Genomic DNA, 19,503 nt, shown 5'->3' on the forward strand with positions numbered 1-19,503 from the left:
AGATATCAAAGAAGAAAAAGTAAAGGGGTAGGTGAAACAATGCCATTAGTAATCGTGGCCTGCGCTGTTGCAGTGCTTATATTCCTGATTGCCAAGTGCAAGCTCAACACGTTTGTCTCGCTGATTATCACTTCCATTCTGGCGGCTCTGGTCCTTCAGATTCCGATCGCCAAGATTCCGACGACTATCGAGAACGGCATCGGTGGGCAGCTTGGACATCTGGCCATTATCTTCGGCTTCGGCTCGATGCTCGGCAAGCTGGTTTCCGACTCTGGCGGCGGCCATCGTATTGCGATGACGCTGATTGACAAGTTCGGTCGCAAGCACATCCAGATTGCCGTCGTCCTGGCGTCGTTCATTGTCGGTATTGCTCTGTTCTTCGAAGTCGGCCTTGTCGTTCTGCTCCCGATCATCTTCGTGATCGCCCGTGAGATCGATATGCCGTTCATGGAGCTCGGCCTTTCCGCAGCCGTCACCTTGAACGTGGCTCACGCCTTCCTGCCGCCGCACCCTGCACCCACCGCGATTGTCGGTACGCTCGGCGCCAACATGGGTCAGGTGATGATCTATGGCATCATCGTCGCCATTCCGACCGTCATCATCTCCGGCCCGGTCTTCAACCACTTCCTGCACAAGCTGCGTCCCGGCCTGTACCGCAAGGACATCGATATCACCGTTTTGGGCGAATACAAGGAATTCAAGACCGAGGACACCCCGGGCTTCGGCATCTCCGTGCTTACTTCGCTGCTGCCGGTCATCCTGATTGCCTTCGCCACCATCTGCTCGTTCATCCTTCCCAAGCAGAACGTCGTCAACGAGGCCATCCAGTTCATCGGTGCCCCCGATATCGCAATGCTGCTTTCCATGCTGTTTGCGGTGTGGTCGATGGGCTTCCATCAGAAGAGGAACATGGGCGAGATCACCAAGTCCATGGAAGAGTCGGTCAAGCAGATCGCCATGATGCTGCTGATCATCGGCGGCGGTGGCGCCTTCAAGCAGGTGCTCGTCGACGGTGGCGTCTCTACTTACGTTTCGCATCTCTTCACGAACATCAATATGCCGCCGCTGATTGCGGCGTGGCTCATCACCGCCATCCTGCGTGTCTGCGTGGGCTCCTCGACCGTCGCTTCGCTGACCGGCGCGGGCCTGGTGCTGCCGCTGATTGCTTCCACCGGTGTGAACCCGGCATTGATGGTGCTGGCCGTCGGCGCGGGCTCCGTGTTCTGCGACCATGTCAACGACGCCGGTTTCTGGATGATCAAGGAATACTTCGGCCTGTCGCTGAAGGATACCCTCTCGTCCTGGACAGTGGCGACGGCGGTAATTTCCGTTGTGGGATTGCTTTCGGTGCTCTGCCTGTCGCTATTCGTCTGATATCTCGTTTGACCGTTAACCGTATGGCTTATTTGCCATTGAACAATGAGCCATACGGCATTGGTCGGTAAACGCTATCTCTCATCAACAATAAATAAGGTCCTGCTTCGTCTTTTCGGATGGAGCAGGACCTTATTTGTATGAGATTGTTGATTCCTATTCAGGCATTCTGCGTGGTGGTGCGTACTTCGGCAACGATATGGGTCATGGCTTCGTGGGCGAGTTGTGCATCGCCTTTCCAAATCCCCTCCGCCACTTTTTCGTGTGCATCCAGGGCGTCAGGACGCGGCGCGGCGGGGTAGAGCCCCTGCTCCACTCGGCTTTTCAACACGATATCGACCAATGGTGAAAGAGCGGCGAACAATTCATTGCCGCTGTTGATCAGTATTTCGTTATGGAAGCGAACGTCGAGTTCATGGAATTTGTCGAGATTTCCGGATTCTCCGTTTTTTCGCATTTCGCTGGCCAGAACAGGCATCAGCGCCCTGGTCTCCATCGGTGCGTGCAAAGCGGCGTCGCCCGCTGCGACTGGTTCGACGGCAAGGCGCAACTCGGTCAGTGTCAGCAGCTGTTGCTTTCGATAACTCGAATGAAGCTTCCATTTGATGACCTGGGTATCCAACGACAGCCACTTGTTCAGTTCCTGGGCAATGAGTCCCACACGTTTCCGGACGATGATTGCTTTTGCGGATTGTAGCGCATGCGCCGCTTCTCGCGCCACCGTTCGTGAAATGGAAAAACGTTCCTGAATGTCGTTAAGGGTGATACTGGTCCCCGGCTTCCATCGGTTTTCGATGATGTCGACAGCGAGCTGCTCGGCGACTGCGTGGTGCATGGGAATCTGGCTTTGTTGCAAGATGGATGGGTCTGTCGAATCCGATGGGAAAGCAGGCTGCGCATCCGATTTGCCGGCGGATAAGGATTGCTGTTTGGCGTTGCTCTCTTCCGTAGGGGAATAGAGAGCAGAACTTGCCGTTGATCCTGTGCGTTTGCTAACCATGGTCTCAGAGTAGCAAACGAATTGCATAAAGTTGATATTTACGAGTAAAAAATCAAAAATGTGAGATAAGAAATATTTATAAAAAACAAAAGTAATCTCTTTAATATATATGGTACTCTTTGTCTGATAGTAAAAAGATGTTTCTCAAGGAGGACATGATGCAGCTGGGCATGATTGGTCTTGGACGCATGGGCGGCAATATGGCCAAAAGAATTCGTGAGGCCGGACATGAGGTCGTGGGCTATGACCTGAGTCCTGAATCAGATCGTGACGTCGCGAGCCTTAGTGAGCTCGTTGCGAAGCTTGATGCCCCGCGCACCATTTGGATTATGGTGCCTGCCGGCAAAGCTACTGACAGCACGCTCGAGGGACTGATGGATTTGCTCGAACCGGGCGATATGGTCATCAACGGCGGCAACTGCAAATATAGCGACGACAAGATCAACGCTGACAAGCTGGCGGAAAAGGGCATCGAATATATCGATTGCGGCGTCTCCGGCGGCGTTTGGGGCGAAGAGCGCGGATATGCTCTGATGGTTGGCGGCACTGATGAGGAGTATCGGCGTGCGTTGCCGATCTTCGAGGCATTGAAGCCAGAAGGCGAGGACGGCTTGGTGCATGCCGGACCCGTTGGTGGCGGCCATTTCGCCAAGATGGTGCATAACGGCATCGAATACGGCATGATGCAGTCCTTCGGCGAAGGCTTCGCGACCATGGAACGCAGCGAATATATCAATGACCCTGATAAGGTCATGGCTTCCTGGCGTTCCGGCAGTGTCGTCTCTTCGTGGTTGCTCGATCTGGTGGTTCGTGCGATGGAAAACGATCCGGACCTCAAGGATGTGCCGCCGGTGGCCGATGAGACCGGCGAAGCGAAATGGACGATTGAAGCTGCAGCCGAACTCGGTGTGCCGACTCCGGCCATCACCGCCGGTCTCTTCACTCGTCAGGCTTCGCGCGGCGGATCCGATGACGTTCTGCGTGTCGTCACCGCGATGCGCAACCAGTTCGGTGGGCACGTCACCAAGGCCTGAGCGCAGAACGCTTCGGGCATAGGTTGCTGACGAGGCTGTATTAATATTGTGGGGTTCCGTTTATTAAAACGGAACCCCACAATATATATGTAATGGAATGATTTAGCGCTTGCGTCGAATCAGGCTGTCGATGATTCCGATGATGATGCCGGCAGCTGCAGGGATGAGCCAGGTCAGCTGCGCGTTGTAGAGCGGCAAATGGGCCAGCATGTTGCTTACAGAAGTCACGGAAAGGCCGAAGACGGCGAGCAGCTTGACGATGCAGTCGAAGATGCTGAACACCGCTACCAGAAGGACTGTCCAGATATAGACGCGTGGGAACTTGGATGTGAACGGCTTCTCAACCAGATTGAGCAGTACCAGCACGATGGCGATGGGGTAGAGGGCGCCCAGCACCGGCAGCGAGACAGTGATGATGGCGCTCAGGCCTGCGTTCGAGACAATGAAGCTGAAGACTGCGAAGACGATGCTCCACGCACGGTAATTGACGGGATGGCCGAAGACGGTGGGGAAGTTCTCTTCAAAATAGGTCGCACAGGTTGAAATGAGGCCGGTGCAGACGTTGAAGCAGGCGAGCACGAAGATGAGGCCGACGAAGGCAGTGCCGATGGAACCGAAGGCCGAGGTGGTGAGGTTGGTCAGCACCGTGGCGCCGGTGTCGCTCTTGCCGTTGGCGGATTTGATGGTTCCGCTCACCGTGCCGATGAAGGAAAGCGCCGCGTAGATGATAACGAGCAGAATACCGGCGCCGGCTCCAGCAATGCCGGTTTCGTGACGGTTTGCCTTGGTGTCGGTGACACCGAACGCCGAGATGTTGGCGGAGATGACGATACCGAAATACAGGCCGGCCAGAAGGTCCATGGTCTGATAGCCGTTGATGAATCCATAGATCAGTGATTCGTGCCCATAATCACCGAATGGCTTGCCCAGCGGAGCATGGTTGATGAAGATGCAGGCGACGAACATGACCGCGATGAGTACAAGCAGCAGCGGGCCCATGAAACGGCCCAGCGATTTGGAGAGCTTTTCAGGGTGCTGACTCAGGATGAATGACAGTGTGAAGAAGATGACGGAATAAATTAGCAGCGCCAGACGGTTGTTCTCGCCGGCGAACGGGGTGATTGCCATTTCGTAAGAGGTCGTGGCGGTGCGGGGGATGGCGAAGCAGGGGCCGATGGCCATGATGATGACAAACGCCAGCACCGTGGCGAACTTCGGAGAGACTCGCGAGGCGAGATGTTCGAAGCCGCCGGCCGAAGCCACGGCCAGTACGCCCAGAATCGGCAGGCCGACCGCCGAGATGATGAAGCCGATAGTAGCCGGGATTGCGGCGGATTGCGCCTGAGCGCCCATCAGCGGCGGGAAGATGAGGTTGCCTGCCCCGAAGAACATGGAGAAGAAGGTGAATGCGGTGACCAGTCGGTGTTTTCCTGAAAGTTTTTGAATGTTGCCTATCGGCGACGCGGTATCACCCTTGACTTTGGTCGTGTCAGGGTGTTGCGTGTTGTCGGCGATGGCGTTGCCATTGGCTTCTGCCATGCCGGATTTTATAGTGTTTTCCATAGTTCCTCCGGTATTGAGGTTGCAGTGATTGTGTCATCTGCATGATCTTCAATGTTGACCACTATAAGGAGAAGGACGGTCAAGTTAGGAGTGTCTAATTCGCTATACAGGGTCGTCTTGATTGCCGCCGGTTTGTCTTATTCGCTCTAGGTGTGACGGGCGACACCTTTCGGTACGATTGAGGCATGTCTTTCTTTGACTTTTTCAACGTTCCGGATCCGCGCAATGGTTCCAACCGTTATCGCCGGCGCGACGATGACGATGATCCGACGATTCTGCATATCCGCACCGACGGCGATGACGACGCCAACAACAATGGACGTTCTGGTTTTGCGGCAAGCGATTTCTGGCCGCCGCGTAATGGCAACCCACGTTTGACGCGCCGCTCGAGCGGCAGGCCGCAGGGGACATCCAACGGTACAAAGGTCTTTATCGGCGTGGTTGTGGCCGTGGTGTTGGTTCTTGCTCTGCTGTTCGGGCTCGACCATTTTGTCACCGACCTGATGTGGTATGGCCAGCTTGGCTTCCAATCCGTTGTTTGGACACAGCTGTGGACCAAGGTTGGCCTGTGGGTCGCCTTTGCAGTGCTGATGGCGTTGGTGAGCTATTTTGCCGCCACCATGGCCATTCGTAAGCGCCCTGATTCGGCGGACGGTTCCACCATCCGCGTCAAGGGCGATATCGTCGAAGTCGGCAAGTCGGTGAGCTCCAAGAAGGCCAGGCGTGTGGCTGTCATCGTCTCACTGATTGTCGGCCTGATTTTCGGTGCACAGTTCAACTCGAACTGGTCCGAGATTCTCTTGATGTTCCATGCTCAGCCATTCGGTATCAAAGATCCGCAGTTCGGCATCGACAACGGCTTCTATGTCTTCATTCTTCCCGGTGTGAATCTGATGCTCTCGGCGTTGAGAATGCTGCTCTTCTTTGGTTTGCTGTTCTCAATCGTCACGCATTTCGCCATGGGCGGCATCCGTATCACCATGCCGGTCAATGGCCACGGCATCATGACGATGACCAAGTATGCGCGTCGCCAGATCAGCGTCTGGTTCATCCTCAATATGCTTGCCTGGTCCGCGCGCCAGGCCATCGGCATCTTCAATACGCTTACCCAGACCGGAGACCGCTTCACCGGAGCCGATTACACCACGGTGCACTCCAATGTTCCGGTGACGTTCATTCTCGCCGGCCTGACCGCGATTCTTGGTGTGCTGCTGGGTATCTGGCTCATGCGCTCCCACTCTTTCGACGGCCCTGCTTCGCCGGATGTCCGTGTGGTCGAGGCTGTCAAGGCCTGGCGCGTGCCAATGATCGCCGTTGCAGCGGTCGTGGTTGTGGCCATCGTGCTCGGTGGAATTTGGCCGACGCTGTTGCAGCGCTTCAAGGTAAGCCCGAACGAGCAGGAGATGGAATCGACGTATATCTCCCGCAACATCAAGGCGACCCAGCAGGCCTACGGCCTCGACAAGGTGAAGGTCGGCAGTTATCACGCGACCACTCAGGGCAAGTCCGGCGCTTTGGCCAGTGATCCGGAGACCACTGCGCAGATTCGTTTGCTCGACCCTGAGGTCATCTCGCCGACATTCAAGCAGCTGCAGCAGTCCAAGCAGTATTACAAGTTCGCCGATTCGTTGGCGGTCGATAAATACGATATCGACGGCAAGAGCCAGGACACCGTCATCGCCGCCCGCGAGCTCAACGTCGACGGCAACGACAACCGCAACTGGGTCAACGACCACACCGTTTTCACGCATGGCTACGGTGTTGTTGCTGCGTATGGCAACAAGGTGACCGCTGACGGCAACCCCGAGTTCTTCGAGTCCGGCATCCCTACCCAGGGCAAGCTGACAAAGTCGCAGCACTATGAGCCGCGTATTTACTTCTCTCCGAACTCGCCGGATTACTCCATCGTCGGCTCGCCCAAGGGCAGCAAACCTTGGGAGTTCGATTATCCGCAGGGATCCACTGGAGCCTCCAACACTTTCCAAGGTAACGGGGACCGAAGGTCAACAACATGCTGACCCGTCTGCTCTATGCCATCCGTTTCGGCAGTGACCAGATTTTCTTCTCCGACCGTGTCACTTCCGATTCGCAGATTCTCTACGACCGCAGCCCGCGTGATCGTGTTGCCAAGGTTGCCCCGTATCTGACGCTCGACGGACGCGTTTATCCGGCTGTTGTTGACGGACGTGTGAAATGGATCGTCGACGGCTATACGACTTCCTCCGCCTACCCGTATTCGCAGATGACCGATCTCGGCGTGGCCACACAGGATTCCACCACGATTACTTCCCAGACCGTGCAAGGACTCAATTCGCAGCCCGCCAACTATATTCGCAACTCGGTGAAGGCCACGGTCGATGCCTACGATGGTTCGGTGGACCTTTATACCTGGGATACCAAGGATCCGGTCATCAAGGCATGGCAAAAGATCTTCCCAGGTCAATACCATCCGATTTCGGACATTTCCGGACAGCTGATGAGCCATCTGCGCTACCCAGAAAGTCTGTTCAAGGTCCAGCGTCAGCTGTTGACCAAGTACCATGTCACCAGCGCAGGCCAGTTCTTCTCGGGCGAGGACTTCTGGCAGACCCCAGTTGATCCTACTGAGACCACGGACGCGCAGAAGCGTGACGTGTTGCAACCGCCATACTATTTGACGCTGAAAACAGGCGGTTCTAAGCGCCCGCTCTTCTCGCTGACGTCCACCTATATTCCGGCGGGCAGCTCCACGCGTGAGATTTTGACCGGATTCCTCTCCGTCGACTCCGACGCCGGAAATACCAAGGGCAAGATAGGGCCGAATTACGGCACGATACGATTGCAGGAGTTGCCGAAGGACGCCAATGTGCCAGGCCCCGGCCAAGCGCAGAACAACTTCAGTTCGAACGCCGACGACTTCCAAGGAGCTCAACCTTCTGGGAACCGGCTCCACCAAGGTGGTGCGTGGCAACCTGCTCACGCTGCCCTTGGGCGGTGGCTTGGTCTATGTCGAACCTGTTTATGTCCAGTCCAGCGGCGCCACCAGCTTCCCGCTTCTGAAGAAGGTTCTTGTGGCCTTCGGCGATCAGGTCGGTTTCGCTGACACCTTGGACGAGGCGCTCGATCAGGTCTTCGGTGGTGATTCCGGCGCTTCGGCTGGTGATGCCGAAAACAAGGGTGGTGCCACAACCGGCGGTTCGTCTTCATCCGACAATTCCGCCGCCCAGGACGATACCTCCGGTACTGCCAATGGCCAAAACGGAGCTTCCGGTTCCTCTGGTTCCTCCGGTGCGGCTGGCTCTTCTGGCTCGACTGCCAATAGCCCGGACCTCAAGGACGCCTTGAACAAGGCGGGACAAGCCATGAAGGACTCCGACGCTGCCATGAAGAAGGGCGATTGGACGGCCTATGGCAAGGCCCAGCAGGAGCTTAACGACCAGCTCAACCGTGCCTTGCAACTGGAAGGCCAGCAGTAAGCCGGTAAACCGATAGGTTCAGATAACGGCGTTATACGAACGGTAGTGTTTCATTTGCTGTTCATATAACGCCGTTATTGTTTCCGAACGGTACGGTTTTCGGATAGGCTTAAACAGTACGGTTTTGGTTCCGTCTAAGTCATGTTTTGAATAAGTTGAGCAGTTGATGATAGGGGTAGTCATGATTCGAGCGGCAGTGGACAACGACCTGCAGGCAATCACCGATATCTACAATGAGGCCGTCGTCGCCGGCGGTTCCACGGCCGACCTGACGCCCCGCACCCTCGAACAGCGCCGTGAATGGGTGTCGGAGCACGAGCCGCGCCATGATTTTCCTGTGGTTGTTCTGGAAAACGAAAGCGGGGAAGTGGTCGGTTTTGGCTCCTTGTCACGTTTCCATCCGCGTGCGGGTTACGACGGCATTGTGGAATTGAGCTATTACATCGCCACCGCTGCACAGCATCAGGGTTACGGCACTCAGATGGTCTCCTGGCTATTGGACAAAGCCAAGGAACTTGGCAACCGCAAGGCCATCGGCTTGATTTTCGCCAGCAACACCGGTTCCATCGCTTTGATGAACCATTTCGGTTTCACCCGCTACGGTTTTCTTCCGCAGGCCTGCTGGGATGGCCATGGCTATCTCGATATGTCCTACTGGTACCTGGATCTGTGATGTCAGTTGATCGATGAATCGCCACTTGTGGGGTTCGTCGTTGGGCGTAGCCGAGCGTCGGTTGGAATCGGTATGATGGGTATCAGATAACCGCATTTCGGGGTGCTTTGTCATGCCCGGATAAAAGCAGGCTTGCGTAAATGGACCTGATATATAGCTTGTATATCGCCGATAAGAAGGAACGAAACGAGAGATGGCATCACAATTCTGGCTGATCGCAGGACTGGGCAACCCCGGCAAGAAGTACGAAGGCACCCGTCACAACATGGGGTTCATGGTTGCCGACGTATTGGCGCAACGCTGGTCGGTGAGTCTGGGCGACCATAAGGGATTGGCCGAACTGGGCAAAGGTGTGATGAACCTCAGCGGCAAAAGCATGAAATTCTTCCTCGCTAAGCCGCTGACCTATATGAATGATTCCGGAGATGCGGTTTCGTCCATTGCCGCTTATTATGACATCGAACCGAACCATGTCATCGCCATTCACGACGATATGGATCTGGATTTCGGCCGTATCAAGGTCAAGTCCGGCGGTTCCGCAGGCGGGCACAACGGCATCCGTTCCATCGACAAATCGCTGGGCACCAATAAGTATTCCCGCGTTCGTATGGGCACCGGTCACGCTGAGCGTGGGCCACACGCCCACGAAAACACGGTCAACTGGGTGCTCGGTGGGTTCTCTGGTTCCCAGCGCAAGGAGCTGCCCGAATTCCTCGCCGACGGTGCCGATGCGGTGGAAACCATCATGTTCGAAGGCATGAGCGAGGCGCAGGAGCGTTTCAATGGCCGCTGAAACGCAAGGCCGTTCCGAAAATACAACAAGGCACGAAAACAAAGGTAAAGCAGCAACGTCTATATCGAAACCAGCAGCCAAACCAGTGGAAAAATCGAATCAAGGCAAAGATGGAGAACCACAGGTGCAGGATATGTCCGGGGCGCTTGCCGGATTCTTGCCCAGGCTTGACGATGACGGGGCGTTCCGAGACCTACTTGCCGGTGAGATTGAGGCTCCGGAAGGTGCGGCCGACCAGGCGTTGACCGTTGGTGCACCGGAAGGCATCCGACCAGCGCTCGCAGCTGCACGAGCCCAATATTCTTCTGTGGTGATGGTTGTTTCTTCCAGCCGAGAGGCCGAGGAAACCGTCAATTCCATACGCTCTTGGTACGGAGGAGAACCCGGGGAAGTTAGCCAGCTTGAGGCATGGGAGACGCTGCCGCACGAGCGTCTGTCGCCCCGTGCCGACACCGTAGCCAGTCGTATGGCCGTTTTCCGCAGGCTCTGCCACCCGCAGGAGCACAGCGCCATGTTCGGTCCGATTCGCATTCTCGTTATGCCGGTGCGTTCGCTTATTCAGCCGGTGGTGGCCGGTTTGGGCGACGTGGAACCGTTGGTGTTCAAGGTCGGCAATGAGATTCCGTTGGACGAGGTTTCCGTACGTCTGGTTGAAAATGCGTATACGCGGGTCGACCTTGTCGTCAACCGTGGCGAGTTCGCCGTTCGTGGTGGCATCGTCGATGTATTCCCGCCGACGTTGCCACATCCGGTTCGTATCGAATTCTTCGGTGACGAGATCGACACCATCAAGGAATTCCATGCTTCTGACCAGCGCACTTATGGCGACGGCATCGATGTCGTCTGGGCCACGCCTTGCCGCGAGCTGCAGCTGACCGACAAGGTGCGCGCTCGCGCCAAATCGTTGATCGGGCAGATTCCCAACGCTGACGACATGCTGCAATCCATCGCCGATTCCATTCCGGTGGAAGGCATGGAGTCCCTGATCCCTGATTCCCGCGTTGATTGATGATATGCAGTCGGTGGCCACGATGCTGCCCAAAGACGCGGTCATCATGCTTTCCGATCCCGAGAAGCTGCGCCGTGCCGCCGCCGATCTTGCCAAAACCGCGAACGAATTCCTCGCCGCGAGCTGGCACGTGGCCGCCAGCGGTCATGGTGCGGGCGCTCCAATCAGTTTCGACCAAGCGAGTTTCCTTGATTTCGACGAGACCATCCGCTCGCTGGAATTTTCCAACCACGACGTGTGGAGGCTCACCAGTTTTGGCGTCGACAAGACCATGTCCGGCCATGTCCAACTCGATGCCACGGTCCCCGAAGAATATCGTGGCGACGAAAAGCGTGCGACCACTGGCGTCGAAGGCTTGATTGACGACGGCTTCGAAGTCACTATTACGGCTGCCTCCAAAGGTACATTGGCGCGTTTGCAACGAGCGTTGGGGCAGACCGGGGTGACGCGTTTTGACACCGTGCGCTCGCAGGCCATGGACGGCTTCATCGATGCTGCCGCCAAATTCGCGCTGCTGACCGAACGTGATCTGACCGGCAAGACTAGTGCCGTTGCCCAGCAGAAGACGCCGCGTCGCCGCCACAAGGCCATCGACCTGATGGAGCTCAAGGCCGGCGATTACATCGTTCACGAGCAGCACGGCATCGGTCAATTCGTCGAAATGCGTCAGCGTACAACTGGCGTTGGCGCGAATCGTGCCACTCGCGAATATCTGGTCATTGAATATGCGCCGTCCAAGCGCAACGCACCGTCGGACAAGCTGTTCATCCCTACCGACCAGCTCGATCAGATCTCCAAATACATCGGAGTTGACAAGCCCAAGCTCAACAAGCTCGGCGGTTCCGACTGGGCACAGACCAAGGCCAAGGCCCGCAAACACGTCCACGAAATTGCCGACGATTTGGTCAAGCTTTATTCCGCGCGACAACAGTCCCAAGGCTTCGCCTTCAGCCCTGATACCCCGTGGCAGAAGGAACTGGAGGAGGCGTTCCCGTACCAGGAGACGGCCGACCAGCTTACCACCATCGACGAAGTCAAGTCTGACATGGAAAAGTCAGTGCCGATGGACCGCCTGATCTGCGGTGACGTCGGATTCGGCAAGACCGAAATCGCCGTTCGTGCAGCATTCAAGGCGGTGCAGGACGGCAAACAGGTCGTCATTCTCGCCCCGACCACGCTTCTGGTGCAGCAGCACTACGAGACGTTCACCGAACGCTACGAAGGATTCCCGGTTCATGTGGCGGCAATGAGCCGTTTCCAGACCAAAAAAGAGATCGACGAAACGCTCAAAGGTCTGGAATCTGGCTTTGTCGACGTCGTCATCGGCACGCACAAGCTGTTAAACCCGAAAATCAAATTCAAGGATTTGGGCCTGCTAATCATCGACGAGGAACAGCGTTTCGGCGTCGAGCACAAGGAAACATTGAAGGCGCTACGCACTAACATCGACGTGCTCTCGCTTTCCGCGACGCCAATTCCCAGAACCTTGGAAATGGCAGTCACCGGCATCCGTGAAATGTCGACGCTCGCCACCCCTCCCGAAGATCGTCTGCCGGTGCTTACCTATGTGGGTGCTTATGAAGACGCGCAGGTTACCGCCGCCATCAGGCGCGAGCTTCTGCGTGGAGGCCAGGTTTTCTACGTGCATAACCGCGTCAACGATATCGATAAGCTTGCCGCCAAGATTCACGAGCTGGTACCCGAAGCGAAAATCGGCATCGCCCATGGCAAGATGGGGAGAAGCAGCTCGACAACATCATCCAGGACTTCTGGCATCGCGACATCGATGTGCTTGTTTGCACCACCATCATCGAAACCGGCCTCGATATTACCAACGCCAACACGCTGATTGTCGACCATGCCGACCGCTTCGGCTTGAGCCAGCTTCACCAGTTGCGTGGCCGTGTGGGCCGCGGTCGTGAACGTGCTTACGCCTACTTCCTTTACGACCCGTCCAAGCCCATGACCCAGCAGTCGCACGACCGCCTGGCCACCATCGCGCAGAACACGGCGCTGGGAAGCGGCTTCGACGTGGCGATGAAGGACCTCGAGCTGCGTGGCACTGGCAACCTCTTGGGCGGCGAGCAGAGCGGGCACATTGAGGGCGTCGGCTTTGATCTCTATGTACGCATGGTTTCCGACGCTGTTGAACAGTACAAGGAACCGGAGCGCAAGGAATCCGTCGCCGTCACCATCGATTTGCCCATCGAGGCTTCCATTCCGGTCGATTACATCGATTCGGACAAGTTGCGCCTCGAGGCCTATCGAAAACTGGCCAGTGCGCGCACCGAGCAGGATCTTACCGACCTGCGTGAAGAGCTCACGGATCGCTATGGTCCGCTTCCCGAGGAATTCGACACGCTTTTCGATGTCGCCAGACTGCGCAGCAAGGCCCGTGCGCTCGGCATCTCCGAGATCGTCACACAGGGCAGCCGCGTACGCGTTGCCAAGATCGACCCGCCGGAATCACTGCAAATGCGCATTTCCCGTATCTATCGTGGCTCGCAGTACCGCCCCGTAACGCATACGCTCTTGATTCCTGCGCCGTTCGGCGGCTCGATGGGCAGCAAACCGATGACCAGTCCCGAAGTGATGGGCTGGACCGACCAATTGCTCGAAGACCTCGCGTGGACGGTCAGTCCAAAGCAAAACTGAACCGTTGCTGATGATCGGTGCTGGAACGTCTCAGACACAGGACTGATTAAACAATCGTTACAATAAAAGCGAGCTGTCGAATACCAGCTTTTGATAGGCGACAAGAACTGTTAGCGTTCACAATAATGGTCTTGTTTTGTTGGCTTACGTCCATCAAACAAACTAATCTTGGAACTGTTAGTGCAAGTCCATCTTTAAGGAGTAATTGTGGCAGCAATTGAAAGCGTATATGCCAGCGAGATTCTCGATTCTCGTGGAAACCCGACCGTCAAGGTAGTTCTCGACACCGTCGATGGTGCCGAAGGCATCGGTCTGGTTCCTTCCGGCGCTTCGACCGGCGAGGCCGAGGCCTGGGAGCGTCGCGATGGCGACAAGTCCCGTTACCAGGGCAAGGGTGTTCTCGAAGCGGTCAAGGCCGTCAACGAGATCATCGCCCCCAAGGTCATCGGCATGGATGCCACCGACCAGCGCGCGCTCGACGAGACCATGATCGAGCTCGACGGCACCCCCAACAAGGGCAAGCTCGGAGCCAACGCCATCCTCGGCGTCTCGCTCGCGGCCCTCTATGCCGCTGCGGAATCCGCCGAACTGCCGCTCTACCGCTACATCGGCGGCACCAACGGCCACATCCTGCCGGTTCCGAACATGAACATCATGAACGGTGGCGCGCATGCTGATTTCGCCACCGACATCCAGGAATACATGATTTCCCCGTACGGCTTCGACACCTACAGCGATGCGCTGCGTGCCGGCGTTGAGGTCTATCACACCCTCAAGGGCATCCTCAAGAAGGACGGCCACGACACCGGTCTCGGCGACGAAGGCGGCTTCGCCCCGAAGATGAAGGACAACGAGGATTCCCTCAAGTACATCGTGAAGGCCATTGAGGCTGCAGGTTACGAGCCCGGCCGTCAGATCGGTCTGTGCCTCGACGTGGCGTCCTCCGAGTTCTACAACAAGGACACCAACAAGTACCACTTCGACGGTGCTGATCGCGATGCCGACTACATGCTGGATTACTACAAGGATCTCGTTTCCAAGTATCCGCTGGTCTCCATCGAGGATCCGTTCGCCGAAGAGGATTGGCCTGCATGGCAGAAGATCACCGCCGAAATGGGCGATCAGCTCCAGTTCGTCGGCGACGACCTGCTCGTGACCAACCCAAAGCGTCTGCAGAAGGGCATCGACCTGCACGCTGCCAACAGCCTGCTCGTCAAGCTCAACCAGATCGGCACCGTCACCGAGACGCTCGACGCCATCGAGCTCGCCACGGCCAACGGCTTCACCTCCATGGTCTCCCACCGTTCCGGCGAGACCCCGGACACCACGATTTCCGACCTCGCCGTCGCAAAGAACACCCGTCAGATCAAGACCGGTGCTCCTGCCCGTGGCGAGCGTATCGCGAAGTACAACCGTCTGCTCGAGATTGAGGAGGAGCTTGGCTCCACCGCCGAGTACGCCGGCTATTCCGCTTTCAAGGCCTGCAAGAAGTACATCAAGTAGTTTCTTCTAGACCTCTTTGCAGCGCGGTTGCGCTGTGAGCTTTGCCCGTCGCATTCGCTTTTGTAAGTCGAATGCGACGGGTATTTTCGTTTCTTATGGGCACCACGAAAAACAAGGGCAAATCCGGAGATGGCAAGAAGCTGGCCAAGCGCCGTGGATCCGGACCGGTTGCGTTCTTCATCGCCTTGTTTATCGTGGCACTGGGCGCCATTCAGCTGGTCGCTACTTTCCACAGTTACGCTTTGAACCTCGCTGAGCTCAACGGCCTGAAACGGCAGGAAGCCGCATTGGTGGCCAAGAAGCAGGATCTTGAAAACGATATTTCGCGTTGGAACGACAATGCTTACGTTACCGCACAAGCGCGCGAACGATTGGGGTTCGTCTTTCCCGGCGAACAGGCTATTCACGTCGAACATCCTGAGGCCGTTACCGGGGTAAAACCCAAAACCGATGAACACGATCAAAGTGCGGCGGATTCAGACAAGCAGACTTTGCCGTGGTACCGCGAACTAGCCTATGGATTCAAAAAGGCCGATGAACCAGTAAAGAAACCCAAAACCGGAGATTTTGGTGTCACCACTCCGAGTGCTGTCGGAGGTCAGACCGAAGATGCCACCAATCCTGGCGACAAGACCGGTCAGGCAAATCAGCAGGGGAACAAGGGTAAAAGCGGTCAACAGCCTTCGAACAATGGTGGGCAAAAGACGGGCGCTGGTGCCAGTGGAGGTAACGGGCAAGCAGGTGCCAATGCCACCAAACGCCACTGATAGCATTCGGTAACAGAGGCCGGATACTGGAATCGGATACACGATGTCGGGTATCGAATATGGATGCCTGCTTTTCGGATTGATCGTGTGGCGAAGCCAAATGTCGGTCGATTCCAAATACAATGAATAGATAATGTCAGCAATGGAACATCAAACAACAAGGAACAGCGTGCAACAAGAGGAATCCCAGAAAGTCTCGAATAAGGTCTCTCAAAGTGTCGAAGGGCGACCTGCCACTTCGAATGAACATTCGTTGGCAAACAAGACCACCGATGGCAATCTCGACGATGCTGATTTAGCAACGCAAGCCAAGCTTCTGGTCGATCGCGTCATGGCCGACAGGGCAAGTGACGAGGATGTGTCATTGGTGAAGCGTCAGCTGGGTCGTTTCCCGCGTGGCATGGTGGCGGTAGGGGCCAGATGTGTGTGCGGAAGGCCGCTTGCCGTGGTGACCCGTCCTTTGCTGCCTGATGGCACGCCGTTCCCCACGACCTGCTACTTGACCAGCCCGGAAGCTACCAAGGCGGTTTCGCGAGTTGAGGCCGACGGTTCGATGCAGCATTATACCGATTTGGTCCAGCACGATGAGACGATTCATGAGCAGTATGAGCGTGCTCATCGGCTCTATCTTGCCTTCCGTCACGAGCTGGCAACCCGGCTTGGCGACAGCGAAGAGCATATTGTGGGCACTAGCGCTGGCGGCATGCCCGTGCGCGTCAAATGCCTGCATGCCCTCGTCGCACAAACGCTGGTGATGGGTGAAGGCGCAAATCCGATTGGTGACATGGTGATGAAACGTATCGCCGACGAATTTGACCCGAAAATTTGCCGCTGCACCACCGAACTTGACTGATTGACTTAGGGGCGAATCTGCTCTATGCGTGTTGCGGTGCAGATAAGGTTGTTATCAATCGGCTGTCGTGCCGATAATGTTGCACCTGACGGATAATGTCAGAGGGACAAAACAAGATGATGCAAAAAGTGGATGGTGCTGAAATGAGAGACGAAACCAAGGATTTTGCGACCGTTGCGGGGATTGATTGCGGCACCAACTCCATCAGGCTTAAAGTCTCCAAGGTGTTTGCTGACGGGTCAGTCGAGGACATTGTGCCCCGTATGCTGCAGGTCATTCGGCTTGGTCAGGATGTCGATAAAACCCACCGTTTCGCTGATGATGCGCTGGAACGTGCGTACGCGGCAGCCCGGGATTTCGCCAAGGTTTTGAAGGACTATCCGGTTGATGGGCTGCGCTTCGTGGCTACTTCTGCCACGCGAGATGCCGAAAACCGCAAGGATTTCGAAGATGGTATCGAATCGATTCTGGGTGTGCGCCCGGAAGTGATTCCCGGGACTGAGGAAGCCGCACTGAGCTTCCTTGGAGCCACCGGCAGTGTGCCACGCAAGGGCCTTGAGGCGCCGTATATGGTGGTCGACCTTGGTGGTGGATCCACCGAAATGGTCATGGGTGGCGATGGCCAATCTGCACCTGCGACGAGCGTGCAATCCGCTTTTTCGATGAATATCGGTTCCGTACGCATGACCGAGCGTCATCTGCGTACCAATCCGCCTACCCAGACTGAAATCGCCGAAGCGAGCGCAGACATCGACCGTCATATCGACGAGGCATTCGAACATGTCCCGGCAGGCAAGACCCGCACCATCATCGGTGTCTCCGGATCCGTAACCACCATGACCGCGTTGGTGCTGGGGCTCAAGGAATATGACCATCGTGCTGTCGATGGCGTACGAGTGTCGTATAAGGACATTTTCGACATCGACAACCGCTTCCTCAGCATGACCCGTGCCGAGCGTGCCACCTACAAGACCATCCATCCGGGCCGCATTGACGTGGTCGGTGGGGGAGCGTTGATCTGGAACCGAGTTCTTGTCCGTGTCTCTGAGGCTGCGCAACGTGACCACGGCACCCCGATTGACTCGTTCCTTTCCAGCGATCACGGCCTGCTTGACGGCATTGTGCTCGATTATGGTGCTAGGTTGCTGAAAAGTTAAAGTTTTAGAATTAACAGTAAAATACCTGCTGGTAAGACCAGAGAACGAATATTGGCATTCAGGTGTTTATGACATAAGGAGCAAGATCTATAGGTTGGTGTGGTTCCGGTAACTCTATACGGACTTCTATCTTCTTAGTGATGTCAGAAGCATTAACTGTGTGTGCAAGTGCCACAACCGGTCCGTCTGGGATGTGCAGATAGTGGCGGCTCATGAGTTGTGGACTGAGGAACCCGATTTGCTCTCCATCGAGATTGATGGAGATAGTGGGGTATCCAGTGTATTTGCCTGTGGTTATCTTGCTTTTTCGAACTGCGACCCAAAAATAGGCTCCTCGTCCGTAGCTGTTGAGAATCTGCTGATGTTTGTAGCAACCGCTTACATGCTCTCCGCCGAAAGCTTCGAGTTGAAAACCTGCTGGCTTTATGTTTCTGGGTGTGGTATCGACGAATTCGAGATAGGAATCCCTCATGAAGTTATGATTTTTCCTCTGTCTTGCCTTCTTGGTCTGTTCTTTTTCCCGTTGTGCCTCACGCCAATCCACAGTAATTGGTGCAGACATAGTTTTGAGTCTGCAATAGCATTCGAATGTCTGCAAGGCATCGGAAAGTGCACGATGCTGTTCAGTCTCGTCAATGCCGAGCCTCTGAAGTAGGTTTTCGAGCGAATGCCCGTAGGAATTGGGGAACATGGCTTCGCTGAGAGCCATGGTATCGATGATTTGTGACGGTTCCATGCCTTGGATACCGATGTGTTTCGCCTCATTATCAATCATGCCTAGGTCGAAAGCGATGTTGTGGCCGAGTATGGGGAGCACCGCTATCTCATTGAGCAGAGGTGGAAGGATTTCCTGGATATCTGGAGCTTGAGCGAGTTGTTGGTCAGTGATACCGGTAAGGTTCATAATGCTGCGTGGAATTTTCGTATGAGGATTGACCAGAGTGGAGAAGGTTGCTGTGACTCTTCCATTCTTGACTGTTGCAATGCCAATGTCGATAATATGGTCTCGTTTGCTCAAACCTGTCGTTTCCGTATCTAAAACTATATGAAATCAGCATCATAGGTGGCAGCCACAAAGGTTTCGTCAAGCTTGTAACTTTCAGGCGACGATGTGAATTGATTTGTATCTTGGTTTGCTTGATTACCTGTACGGGATTTTTGAGTTCTACCAGGATATTTGTTTGCCCAATGCCAGCTCAGCCATCCGAGAGCGGCAAATATAAGTCCAATAACGAACATAGGAATGATGCCGGCGAAGATTCCGAGAGAGAAGAATGTCGCAATTGACCAACAAGCGAGAGAGATGATTTTGAGGAATACTTTGGCTATGGAGTGGTTCTTTTGCTGCGTTGCGTTTGAGTGCTTTGCCATGGAGCAATTATATAAAACGAATTGTCAACGTATGCATGAAAGACAGTAGATTGATAAGGAATCATGAACTAATGCATGCTCGCGATGAAGAGCTACTTGCGATAGCAATGGCTTTTCGCCTTTGAAATTATCGATAGGAGTCTGAGTTCTTCTGCGAGTTGATTGTAATAGACCGTGATTTATTCGAATATATGAGACGGAAGTATGCTTTGTCGGGAAACTCATCCATGCTGAACATGACGATTATGGTCGCGGTTCCCCAACAAATAGAATTACGAAGTTTAAAAGACATGCAG

Annotated in this window: 12 protein-coding genes and 2 pseudogenes; 10 read left to right on the forward strand and 4 right to left on the reverse strand. The window is 55.4% G+C overall.

Annotation, left to right across the window (positions count from 1 at the left end):
• Positions 1 to 39: 39 nt before the first annotated feature.
• Positions 40 to 1,374, forward strand: a complete 1,335-nt coding sequence (locus tag OZX57_RS03385; RefSeq protein WP_277162712.1) for a gluconate:H+ symporter — start codon at positions 40 to 42, stop codon at positions 1,372 to 1,374.
• Between the two features lie 160 nt (positions 1,375 to 1,534).
• Here OZX57_RS03385 and OZX57_RS03390 read toward each other — a convergent pair whose 3' ends face one another.
• Positions 1,535 to 2,374, reverse strand: coding sequence for an FCD domain-containing protein (locus OZX57_RS03390; RefSeq protein WP_277162713.1), 840 nt, complete (start codon positions 2,372 to 2,374; stop codon positions 1,535 to 1,537).
• Between the two features lie 158 nt (positions 2,375 to 2,532).
• On the opposite strand from OZX57_RS03390, the gene gnd reads away from it, so the two are divergent.
• Positions 2,533 to 3,408, forward strand: coding sequence for a phosphogluconate dehydrogenase (NAD(+)-dependent, decarboxylating) (gene gnd, locus OZX57_RS03395; protein WP_277162921.1), 876 nt, complete (start codon positions 2,533 to 2,535; stop codon positions 3,406 to 3,408).
• Between the two features lie 102 nt (positions 3,409 to 3,510).
• Here gnd and brnQ read toward each other — a convergent pair whose 3' ends face one another.
• Positions 3,511 to 4,854, reverse strand: coding sequence for a branched-chain amino acid transport system II carrier protein (gene brnQ, locus OZX57_RS03400; protein ID WP_277162922.1), 1,344 nt, complete (start codon positions 4,852 to 4,854; stop codon positions 3,511 to 3,513).
• Positions 4,855 to 5,156: 302 nt separating this feature from the next.
• Here brnQ and OZX57_RS03405 point away from each other — a divergent pair.
• The 8 genes and pseudogenes from OZX57_RS03405 (at position 5,157) to OZX57_RS03440 (ending at position 17,836) form a co-directional block, all read left to right on the forward strand.
• Positions 5,157 to 8,426 (forward strand): annotated as a pseudogene (locus OZX57_RS03405) (UPF0182 family protein).
• Between the two features lie 181 nt (positions 8,427 to 8,607).
• On the forward strand, positions 8,608 to 9,099 hold the full coding sequence (locus OZX57_RS03410) for a GNAT family N-acetyltransferase (protein WP_277162714.1): 492 nt from the start codon (positions 8,608 to 8,610) through the stop codon (positions 9,097 to 9,099).
• 193 nt (positions 9,100 to 9,292) lie between these two features.
• Positions 9,293 to 9,892, forward strand: coding sequence for an aminoacyl-tRNA hydrolase (gene pth / locus OZX57_RS03415; RefSeq protein WP_277162715.1), 600 nt, complete (start codon positions 9,293 to 9,295; stop codon positions 9,890 to 9,892).
• Positions 9,893 to 10,025: 133 nt separating this feature from the next.
• Positions 10,026 to 13,556 (forward strand): annotated as a pseudogene (gene mfd, locus OZX57_RS03420) (transcription-repair coupling factor).
• A 207-nt stretch (positions 13,557 to 13,763) separates the two neighbouring features.
• On the forward strand, positions 13,764 to 15,059 hold the full coding sequence (gene eno / locus OZX57_RS03425; protein WP_277162716.1) for a phosphopyruvate hydratase: 1,296 nt from the start codon (positions 13,764 to 13,766) through the stop codon (positions 15,057 to 15,059).
• Between the two features lie 95 nt (positions 15,060 to 15,154).
• Entirely contained in the window at positions 15,155 to 15,826 is a 672-nt protein-coding gene (locus tag OZX57_RS03430; RefSeq protein ID WP_277162717.1) for a septum formation initiator family protein, read from the forward strand.
• A 331-nt stretch (positions 15,827 to 16,157) separates the two neighbouring features.
• Positions 16,158 to 16,679 carry a DUF501 domain-containing protein gene (locus tag OZX57_RS03435; protein WP_277162923.1) on the forward strand — a complete coding sequence of 174 codons (522 nt, stop codon included), beginning with the start codon at positions 16,158 to 16,160 and terminating at the stop codon, positions 16,677 to 16,679.
• 143 nt (positions 16,680 to 16,822) lie between these two features.
• Positions 16,823 to 17,836, forward strand: a complete 1,014-nt coding sequence (locus tag OZX57_RS03440) for a Ppx/GppA family phosphatase (RefSeq protein ID WP_277162718.1) — start codon at positions 16,823 to 16,825, stop codon at positions 17,834 to 17,836.
• 58 nt (positions 17,837 to 17,894) lie between these two features.
• On the opposite strand, the gene OZX57_RS03445 is transcribed toward OZX57_RS03440, so the two are convergent.
• Together OZX57_RS03445 and OZX57_RS03450 are read right to left on the reverse strand one after the other, a co-directional pair.
• Positions 17,895 to 18,881 (reverse strand): 3'-5' exonuclease, encoded by a 987-nt coding sequence (locus tag OZX57_RS03445; protein ID WP_277162924.1) that lies wholly within the window; start codon positions 18,879 to 18,881, stop codon positions 17,895 to 17,897.
• A complete protein-coding gene (locus OZX57_RS03450; protein WP_277162719.1) occupies positions 18,878 to 19,207 on the reverse strand; it encodes a hypothetical protein in 330 nt (109 codons plus the stop codon). The genes OZX57_RS03445 and OZX57_RS03450 overlap by 4 nt, the downstream gene beginning before the upstream one ends.
• Positions 19,208 to 19,503: the final 296 nt, after the last annotated feature.

The sequence above is a fragment of the Bifidobacterium sp. ESL0682 genome, from assembly GCF_029392815.1.
Classification (GTDB): domain Bacteria; phylum Actinomycetota; class Actinomycetes; order Actinomycetales; family Bifidobacteriaceae; genus Bifidobacterium.